The 9,006-nt window shown below is 53.5% G+C and carries 7 protein-coding genes; 4 read left to right on the forward strand and 3 right to left on the reverse strand.

Translation table 11 applies throughout. From position 1 onward, the window contains the following. Nucleotides 1–14: 14 nt before the first annotated feature. Nucleotides 15–1,943 (reverse strand): acyl-CoA thioesterase, encoded by a 1,929-nt coding sequence (locus AAGA79_RS14830; protein WP_411826596.1) that lies wholly within the window; start codon nt 1,941–1,943, stop codon nt 15–17. Between the two features lie 235 nt (nt 1,944–2,178). Here AAGA79_RS14830 and AAGA79_RS14835 point away from each other — a divergent pair, with 235 nt between their 5' ends. The 3 genes from AAGA79_RS14835 to metG are packed head-to-tail and all read left to right on the forward strand — an operon-like array spanning nt 2,179 to nt 5,829. Then, nucleotides 2,179–3,819 (forward strand): SurA N-terminal domain-containing protein, encoded by a 1,641-nt coding sequence (locus tag AAGA79_RS14835; RefSeq protein ID WP_411826597.1) that lies wholly within the window; start codon nt 2,179–2,181, stop codon nt 3,817–3,819. A gap of 51 nt (nt 3,820–3,870) precedes the next feature. Then, nucleotides 3,871–4,218, forward strand: coding sequence for a tetratricopeptide repeat protein (locus tag AAGA79_RS14840; protein WP_411826598.1), 348 nt, complete (start codon nt 3,871–3,873; stop codon nt 4,216–4,218). Between the two features lie 48 nt (nt 4,219–4,266). Further along, nucleotides 4,267–5,829, forward strand: a complete 1,563-nt coding sequence (gene metG / locus AAGA79_RS14845; RefSeq protein WP_411826599.1) for a methionine--tRNA ligase — start codon at nt 4,267–4,269, stop codon at nt 5,827–5,829. Between the two features lie 21 nt (nt 5,830–5,850). Here metG and AAGA79_RS14850 read toward each other — a convergent pair whose 3' ends face one another. Beyond that, on the reverse strand, nt 5,851–7,647 hold the full coding sequence (locus AAGA79_RS14850; RefSeq protein WP_411826600.1) for an ABC transporter ATP-binding protein: 1,797 nt from the start codon (nt 7,645–7,647) through the stop codon (nt 5,851–5,853). Between the two features lie 30 nt (nt 7,648–7,677). After that, entirely contained in the window at nt 7,678–8,475 is a 798-nt protein-coding gene (locus AAGA79_RS14855) for a trypsin-like serine protease (RefSeq protein ID WP_411826601.1), read from the reverse strand. Nucleotides 8,476–8,537: 62 nt separating this feature from the next. Here AAGA79_RS14855 and AAGA79_RS14860 point away from each other — a divergent pair, with 62 nt between their 5' ends. After that, entirely contained in the window at nt 8,538–8,945 is a 408-nt protein-coding gene (locus tag AAGA79_RS14860) for a hypothetical protein (protein WP_411826602.1), read from the forward strand. Nucleotides 8,946–9,006 lie beyond the last annotated feature (61 nt).

Consider the following 9,006-nt stretch of genomic DNA (forward strand, 5'->3'; position numbering starts at 1 on the left):
TCCCCGTTAGGTTTCTATAAGTACTTCACAAACGAAGTGTAAACCTCGGAAGGAATATCCAGCAGACCGTAGTCTTTCGAGGAGACAAACAGCAGGCTTTGCTTCCCTTTTCCAAGCAACTGCCCGTCCTCGCCGAAGATCTGGTGCTCGAGAGTAACAAACTTCCTGTTCGTGTCCGCCACCTTGATCTTCACCGTGATCCTATCAAACTCCCGGCTCTCCCGCACAAACTTGTGCTCGAAGGACCTGGTGAGGATATAGAATTTCGTTGTTTTCAGGTCAAAGTCAGGCATCGCCGCATTGAAAAACAGCTCCCGGGTCTTACCCACATACAGCGGATACATCCCGAAATACACATTCCCCACGGAGTTTGTGTCCTGATAGGTGGCGATCATTGAGTAAACAAACCACTTTCCTTCAAAGTGACCTGCAAGATCGTGCGCCTCTCCGGAAACAGGGGCAGTCACCTCGCTTTTCACTGGAATAGCGGTTTTAGCCATCGCCTTGATCGCCGGGATCTCGGAAGCGGCATCCATCACCTCACCGGCTTTCTCCGTCACCAGTCTCAGCAAATCGGTGGTTGTCACCAGCCATACCACATAAACCAGCGGTAGGAGGGAACCCAGATACATCAGCAAATTCATGTTCACCATGTAGCCGAAGGCGAAAATCACCAGGCACAGGCAAGCCATCGAAAACATCCGGATCTGCGGGAGCGGCTCCTGCGAGTTAGGGACAAAGCAGCGTGCAATCGCCAGCGCGGCATAACCCACGAAGAACGAAGCGAAGAAAACCATGAAATACTCCAGCTCGAACTTCGCGAAGTAGCCGATCAAACTTACAATACCAATCAACAGGAACGTTGGAATCGGAGAAGAAATGATCTGCTTCGGAATGATCGAGACCAGCATGTTGTCGCTTTTCTCAACATTTTTACCGAGGAACCATTTCAGGGACACGTAACCACTGTCCAAAGTCGTAAGAACACAGATGCAGAGGAAACTGAAGTAGGCCGCAGGAACGATGGAATTCCCGTCAAACGCTCCACTGAAGAATTTCACTCCGATATCGTGCGCGTAATAAAGTCCATCCAGACCGGAATGTGCCACAGTTGAAGTAAACTCATCCCCGGCACGGCCCATCACCCACATTGCCAGAAATCCGTGGAAGAGAAGGAGCAGGAAGAAAATCAGCCCGCCGAAAACATAGCTCAAACGGATCGAAGTACCTTCACGGTGGATCTGGATCGCACGCTGCCAGTGCTGGAGATCCAGCCAGGGACCTACCAGCAGACCAACCACCAACGGAATCGCATATCCCCAGAAACGACTGGAAGTATACTCATGGCTGGCGCCTAGGCCATTAATCCCCGCTCCCACACTCAGTGGGTCCAGACTGAAAAGAATTACTACGATACAGAGCACCAGCAAACCTCCCAACAAAGCATGGCCGGCCTTGATCTTGCGGATACCGAACTCTTCTCCGAACAACGCACCCGCCGCCAATACGACGAAAACGGACATACACATGGAAAGGGCAAGAATCGCATAACCACCAAGATCCATCGCGCTGAGAAGCGGGAAAAACAGGTATTTAACCAGCGCGAACACCGTCATCGACAACGCCACAATCTGGTAGATGTAGAAGATTAACCGGAAAGGCTTGGAGAATTTATCAAAGAACAGAGCCAGCGATTCTTTCCCGCCCTGATGCCTCTTCGCCACGATATGCGTTAGCCAGCCGAACATCGCTAGGCCGATCGCATTCGGAATTGCGAACATCAGCAGCCCGTTCATCCCATACATAAAGGAAATCTGGACACTGAAAAACAGTCCCAATCCCCACATCCAGGCAAGAGCCACGGAGTTCCCCCACAACAATGCATTCAGCCACCTCAAATTCATCCCCCAGACAACCGCCAAACCAGCAACTCCGCAAGTCACATCTCACCACCGAAAAGCACAAAATTGAAAATCGCGGGACCGAAGATCCACCCGCATCGTGCAAATCACCTTCGAAAAAACTTACGCACTCACCACGAAGAAACGCCCCTACGACCCGGATTCATTGAATCGGAAGCTCTTTCACCCCTCGGAAAACCTTCAAATTCTCCCCTGAAACTTTAGGGTTTCAACTTCCCGTTTTCCCCCTTTTACTCTCCCGCCCAGCTCACAAGCAATGATCGAACATCTTCGCAAATATACCGGACTCATTATCGTCCTTTTCGTACTCGTTATCATCGGATTCTTTTTCATGGACACCAGCTCCATGCGGGCATCCGGCAGCGGGCAGCCATACATCAAGATCGCAGGCAGGAAATACTCCGATCAAGAGTTCCGCAAACTCGGTCCAGCCACCTTCGAGCTCACCCAGTCCCTCGCACAAGCCGGAGACTACAATCTTATGCTCTTCGCCTTCTCACTCTCCGGCGATCCACGTGCAAGCAATGCCGACGAGCAATTCTTCATCAACCGCATGATCCTCCGCTCCGCGAAGGAAGAATTCGGAATCTACCCCGGCGATGAGGAAATCGATACATTCATCCGCAAGCTCCCTGCATTCTCCGGCCCGGACGGTGCATTTTCATCGGAAGCTTACAGAAACTTCATCGAAAAAGGCATCGGCCGCCTCGGACTTACCGAAGGTGATCTCCGCTCCCTCGCATCGGACGTCATCGCCCAAGGCAAAGTGGCGAAAATCATCGGTGCCGGACTCACCACTCCTGCCGATGTAATCGCAGCACAGACAGCCCTTGATAATCAGCGCATCCGCACCAACGTGGCCCGTATCGACGCAGCACCGATCGAGAAAACCATCGAAGTTACCGAAGAAGAAATCAAATCATACTGGGAAACCATTCAGGACGCTTTCCGCACTCCTGAGAAACGCAAATTCTCCTACATCATCGCCACACCGGAAACACCAGAAGCACCTGCAGAACTTCCAGCTCCTGCCGCTGACGCTACCGACGAGCAGAAAGCCGAATACGAGACAAAGCAAGCGGAACGCGAAGGCGCAATCGCCGAAGCAAACCGCATGGCTCAACTCGCCAGCGATGAGAAAGTCGATGAGTTCCTCTTCCAGCTTGAGGAAGACCCTTCCCTCACCTTCGAAAAACTCGCCGAAAAGGATAATTGGGACCTGAAAACCACAGAACTTTTCTCTTACGAGGACGCACCTGCTGAAATCAACGCACCTCTCCGCGCCTCCAGTTCACAAGGCACTGCCGCAAACGTGCTCTTCACAATGATCGAGACATCGGATCCTTTCTCCAAAATTTCACCGGCCATCGCCATCGGAGAAAACCAGTGGTTGATCGCCCGCTTGGACGGCACCGAAGAAAGCCGCGTCCAGACCTTCGAGGAAGCACGTGACGAAGCACGCGCCCGCCTGATCGCGGATAAAACTACTGCAGCACTCCGCGCAGCAGCCGAAGAATCCGCTGAAAAAATCAAGGCCGCCCTCGCGGAAGGCAAAACCTTCCAGGAGGCAGCAGAGGCAGCCGGAATCGAAAACGATACCCTGAATCTCCCTGAAGTAACCCGCGCCAGCCAACAGGATACAACAAAGGCTCCAGCCAATCTATTTGAAGCAGCGCGCTATACGGACCCGGGTGAACTCGCCGACCCTGTCATCGAGGACGACCGAGCCTTCATCATCCACGTGGAGACCCGCGAGATCGTCAAAAGCGAAGAACAGGCCGCAAACGTGGCGGAAGAAGTATCCCGCGCTACCGAAGGCAACCAAATCAACGTCTTCTCGACTTGGTTGAGAACTCGCGCTGACGACGCCAACGTGGAAAAACTCTACGCCCAGTAAACATTGAAGAGCCGGTTTCCACCGGCTCTATCTACATCGGGACCCCAAGCCATGAGCAATGAACTTCAGGATCTCTTCGATGACGCCAGCGGCCACCTCGCCCTTGGTGAAATGGAAGAGGCCGCAGCACTCTACAAAAAGTGTGTGGAATTGGATCCCACCCACTTCGACTCATGGCACGCCCTCTCCATGGCTTACCTGAAAACCGGGAATCTAAACTCGGCTCTCGGCGCATCACTACAGGCCACCTCACTCCAGCCGAACGATCTGCTCGCCTGGACCGCGCTTTCCCAGATCTACGTGCGTATGGGAAAAATCCCTGAAGCCGAAGATGCAAAAGCAAACTCCCGCATCCTATCCCTCGGCGGAAAAGTCGTCCGGGAGGAAAAGCGCGACTGAAGCACGCACCGCCTGCCTCTTTTTCACCATTCAGACTCAAAAGATTTCATGTTTTTCCTAACTACCGCCATCGATTACACCAACGGCTCTCCACACATCGGCCACGCCTATGAAAAGGTTCTGGCAGACGTCATCGCACGCTATCGCCGGCTCGCCGGAGAGGATGTCTATTTCCTCAGCGGCGTCGATCAGCATGGCCAGAAAGTCCAGCAAACCGCAGAAAAGGAAGGCATCCATCCGGCTACATACGTCAAGAAGACCACCAAGAAATTTTCCAAACTCTGGGAAAAACTCGGCGTGAACTACGACGGCTGGGCCGAGACCATGGATGAGCGCCACAAAGCATGTGTGCAATCCATCCTCACCGATCTCCACGATCGCGGACAAATCTACAAAAAGGGATACAAAGGCTTCTACTCCATCCGCCAGGAGCAGTTCCTCACAGATCGCGACCGCGACGAAGCCGGAAATTTCGGCCCGGAGTGGGGCGAGGTCACCGAGATCGAAGAAGAGAACTACTACTTCAAACTTTCCGAACACACGGACTGGCTCAAGGACTTCCTCGAAAACTCTCCCGACACCATCCTCCCAGCATTCCGTAAGTCCGAGCTCCTCAATGCTCTGGATCGGAACACCGGCACGGATCTCTGCATCTCCCGCCCGAAGGAGCGCCTCCGCTGGGGAATTGAAATCCCCTTTGATACAGACTTCGTCACCTACGTCTGGTTCGACGCCCTTATTAACTACATCTCCTTCATCGGCTACAAAGCGGACCCTTCGCTCCCTGTTTTCGATGAAATCTGGACAGACCGCCCCGTCCACATCATCGGCAAGGACATCATGGTCCCGGCCCACGGCATTTACTGGCTGGCCATGCTCCATGCCATTGGCTTCGAGGATGGGAAGATCCCACAACTCCTCGTTCACGGCTGGTGGAATATCCGCGGCGAAAAAATGTCCAAGTCTCTCGGCAATATCGTCGATCCTATGGAGCTGGCCGATGCCTTTGGCGTCGACGCTCTCCGCTACTACCTCGTACGCGATATCCACACAGGGAAAGACTCGGACTTCGATCTCGACCGCCTCGTCATGCTCTTCAACACAGAGCTGGCCAATGAACTAGGTAACCTCTGCAACCGCGCACTCAACATGTCCCAGCGCTTCACCGAAGGGATCATCACCCCCGGCGGCCCGCTCACAGCTGACGATAAGGAACTGCAGAAATCCCTCACGGAAAGCACAGCCGCCTACCGCAAGGCGATGCAGAACCACGAGATTTCCAAGGGTCTGGAAGCTCTCAACAACCACGTCGTCCATTGCAACCAGTACGCGGAACGCATGAAGCCGTGGGAGCTGAACAAGAATCTGGAAAACAAGGAACGCCTCGCAACCGTGCTCCAGCACCTCGCGGAATCCGTCGCCCACTGCGCCGTCCTTCTCTCACCGATCCTTCCTGAAGCTTCCGGCAAGCTCGCCGCCCAGCTGAATCTCCCCGGACTCATGGATCTCAAACTCGATGATCTGAAATGGGGACTTATTCCCAGCGGACACCAGATCAATAAGCCGAAACCGGTTTTCCCGAGGATCGAGATCAAACCGAAAGAGGATTAATTCTCGGGAACGGTTTGGGACTCAGCTCAGCTGGGTCTCCGCCAGGAATCGGTAGGTCCCATTCGCGGCATACAGCTCATCGTGCGTTCCCTGCTCGATTAGCTTTCCTTTGGAGAGCACGAGAATCTGATCCGCGTGACGTACGGTTGAAAGCCGATGGGCAATTACCAAAGAGGTGCGGCCTTCCATCAGACGCTCCAAGGCCTCGTTGACCAGCCGCTCGGACTCTGAATCAAGGGCGGAGGTAGCCTCGTCCAGTAGAAGTATCTTCGGATCAGCCAAAATTGCACGGGCGATGGCGATGCGCTGCCGTTGTCCGCCCGAAAGCTTGGTGCCGCGCGGCCCGACCATAGTTTGGTATTTGTCCGGCAGGACATCGATGAATTCGTGGGCGTTTGCCTGTTTTGCCGCATTGCGGATCTCCTCATCGGAGGCACCGGGCTTGCCGTAGCCGATGTTTTCAAAAATCGTCCCTCCGAACAAAAGGACCTCCTGCGGTACGATTGCGATCTGGGAGCGAAGAGCCTGCAGCGAAATTTTCTGCGAGTTGGTGGAATCCAGAAGTAGCTTTCCGGAGACTGGATCGTTGAAGCCGAGAATTAGCGAGAACAAGGTGGATTTCCCCGCTCCGGATGGGCCGACAATCGCCGTGCGCTGGCCTGCTGGGAGATCTGCGGAGAAGTCCGTGATCACAGGGATTTCAGGACGGGAAGGGTAAGTGAAATTTACTCCGCGGAAGGAAATCTGACCACTGATCTCGATATCCGCTGTGCCGGTCTGGCGTTCGGTAGGCATATCGAGAAGCTCCCGTAACCGCTCTGTGGCACCGGAGGTCTGCTGTAGTTGGGAAATGATTTCCGGAAAGGAACCGAGAGATGCACCCACGAAGATGGAAAACAGGATAAAAGCGAAAAAGTTTTCCCATGAAATTCCACCGGTGGAATACATCCGGGCTCCATACCAGATCACGAAGGAGATGGTGCCGAAGAGCGCGAATATAATAAAGGATAGGAAGGCCCCGCGGGCTTGTGCACCACGCTTGGTGACTGCGAAAAACTCCTCTAGCGAACTGTGGTAGCGCTCGTTTTCCAACGGTTCATTTGTGAAGGATTTCACATCGGCGATGTTTTGCACGGACTCCTCAATTACCGTGGAGGCTTCCGCGAGGGACTGCTGCGCAGCCTTAGAATGTGAGCGGACTTTTCTGCCGAAAAAAGCGATTAGCAGCACGACTACAGGGATGCAGCCGAGCATGACAAGGGAGAGTTTCCAGGAAGCAATGAAGATAAATACCAACCCCCCGACCAAAATTACAGACTGCCGGACAAGCTGTGGGACGGTATTGATCAGAGTATCCCGAACGAGCGTGAGGTCCGAGGATACACGGTTGCTGAGAGAGCCTGCGCGCTGATCCTGGAAATACGGAACCGGGAGATGGAGCAGATGGGAAAACAGGTCCTTCCGCAGGCGGTTCAAAGCGGCTTCACCGGAACGAATGAAGCCCTGGACACGGAAGAATCCGATGGTTGCCTGGAAAAACAGCACAATTACCAGACTTAGGACGATTCCGTTGATTTTCTCCAGAATCTCCTCGGGCGGCACCTGGTTGCGCATCGCATCGACCGGATTCCCTATCAGCTCCTTCAGGAAATACGGGAAAGCGAGTGCCAGACCAGCGGTGACGAACAGCGCGATGAGCGAAGGAATGAAAATTTTCTTCTCAAGAAGAAGGTAGGAAAAAATCCAACGGTTTGAGGATATATGAGACTTTTTTTCCGCCACGGGCATGCGTGAGAGAGGAAACGATGGACCGCCCATAGTCAATGTCGGGCATGCTCGGGAACAAGATTAACGCTTCCTGCGTAAAAGGAGGAGAAATGCCGGACATGAGAGAAGCAATGCGGAGGGCTCCGGGATCGCTCCTGCATTCGAGATAATCGAATTTATCTGTGACGAATACTGCGACATGCTCGAAAAGTAGGTCTTGGTTGGGTTGCCTGCATCGTCAACCGCTTGCATCATACCAATCAATTTCCATTCCCCGCCGACAAACGCAAACGCCGCACCGCCGGAGTCACCGATAATACCCTGCCCTTCGGTTGAGACGCCGCTGTCATAGTCCGTTTGGAATCCTACGAAATCATTTCCATCTGTGACATTGAAGTTCGAAGCAAGGTTCTGAGGATCGACGGTATTTGTGCCCCAGGTTTTCCCTCCTCCGAAGCCGATCATTGTGATGTTCATATTCGTGGTCACATCTCCCAGCGAAATCGTGGGAAGTCCGGAGAGCTCCGTATCAAGCCGGAAAAGAACGAGGTCAGCGTCCGCACTGAGCCCCTGCAGCTGTGCGGTCGAAGAATTTTGCAGCGTGTAGACTTCGTTCAAATCCGCATAATACTGAGTGGAATTGTAGGTAACGTAAGGGGATGCCTGATCGTCATACACGTGCGCGGCGGTCAATACCCAGCCACCACCCAGATAAACTCCGGAAGCGCCATTTGTAAGGATGACGTTACCCCAGGGCGCACCGTTGTCGGGCGCATCCGTGCTTGGATTCGTTCCGCTTTGAGTCGCCACGGTCACCGCAGGCAAATTTGACGCAAATGCAAGAAACATTACAGCTGTGCGCAATAGGGCTTTTTTCATTATTTTTTTGAGGGGCAATTCATCAGAGCATCTGGTAAAACCCATAAAAGTTGAGTCGTCTTATGAACTCGATTATTACTGATTCCAATATGTTTTACAAAACCTTTACATCTTTGAACCTGCTCCTGTTGGCCTCAATCGTCGGTTGCGCCACCGGTGGCGGCCCTATGGGCGATATGGCAGCTGGTGATGACGGCTCGGTGGGCGGCATTTCCGAGGTCCCGAATCCGACGCCGGAAATGTCAAAAATAAGTGGCAAGCCGCTATCCCAGCTCCAGCGCGGACACGAGGTCTACATGCTGAAATGCGGTGAATGCCACGAATATCAGCTCCCGCAGAAGGTAGACATCATGGATTGGGAAGACGCCATGCCCACGATGATCACCCACGCCGGCCTCGCATCCTCCGATGAGCAAGCCGTCCTTGATTACGTGGTGGGCGTAAAGAAACAAAACGGGCAGGAATATTAGCAGAGAGCTTGCGTTGCGCCGCAGTGCGTTGAAACTAGGGACGCGCCAAGTGTGAAGAGTT

It is taken from the genome of Luteolibacter sp. AS25 (genome assembly GCF_046736275.1).
Lineage (GTDB): Bacteria > Verrucomicrobiota > Verrucomicrobiia > Verrucomicrobiales > Akkermansiaceae > Luteolibacter.

Bases quoted from the DNA above. Each gene is read 5' to 3' on its own strand.
- AAGA79_RS14835 (WP_411826597.1), top strand. From the start codon at position 2,179: ATGATCGAACATCTTCGCAAATATACCGGACTCATTATCGTCCTTTTC.
- metG (WP_411826599.1), top strand. From the start codon at position 4,267: ATGTTTTTCCTAACTACCGCCATCGATTACACCAACGGCTCTCCACAC.
- AAGA79_RS14840 (WP_411826598.1), top strand. From the start codon at position 3,871: ATGAGCAATGAACTTCAGGATCTCTTCGATGACGCCAGCGGCCACCTC.
- AAGA79_RS14855 (WP_411826601.1), bottom strand. From the start codon at position 8,475: ATGAAAAAAGCCCTATTGCGCACAGCTGTAATGTTTCTTGCATTTGCG.
- AAGA79_RS14850 (WP_411826600.1), bottom strand. From the start codon at position 7,647: ATGGGCGGTCCATCGTTTCCTCTCTCACGCATGCCCGTGGCGGAAAAA.
- AAGA79_RS14860 (WP_411826602.1), top strand. From the start codon at position 8,538: ATGAACTCGATTATTACTGATTCCAATATGTTTTACAAAACCTTTACA.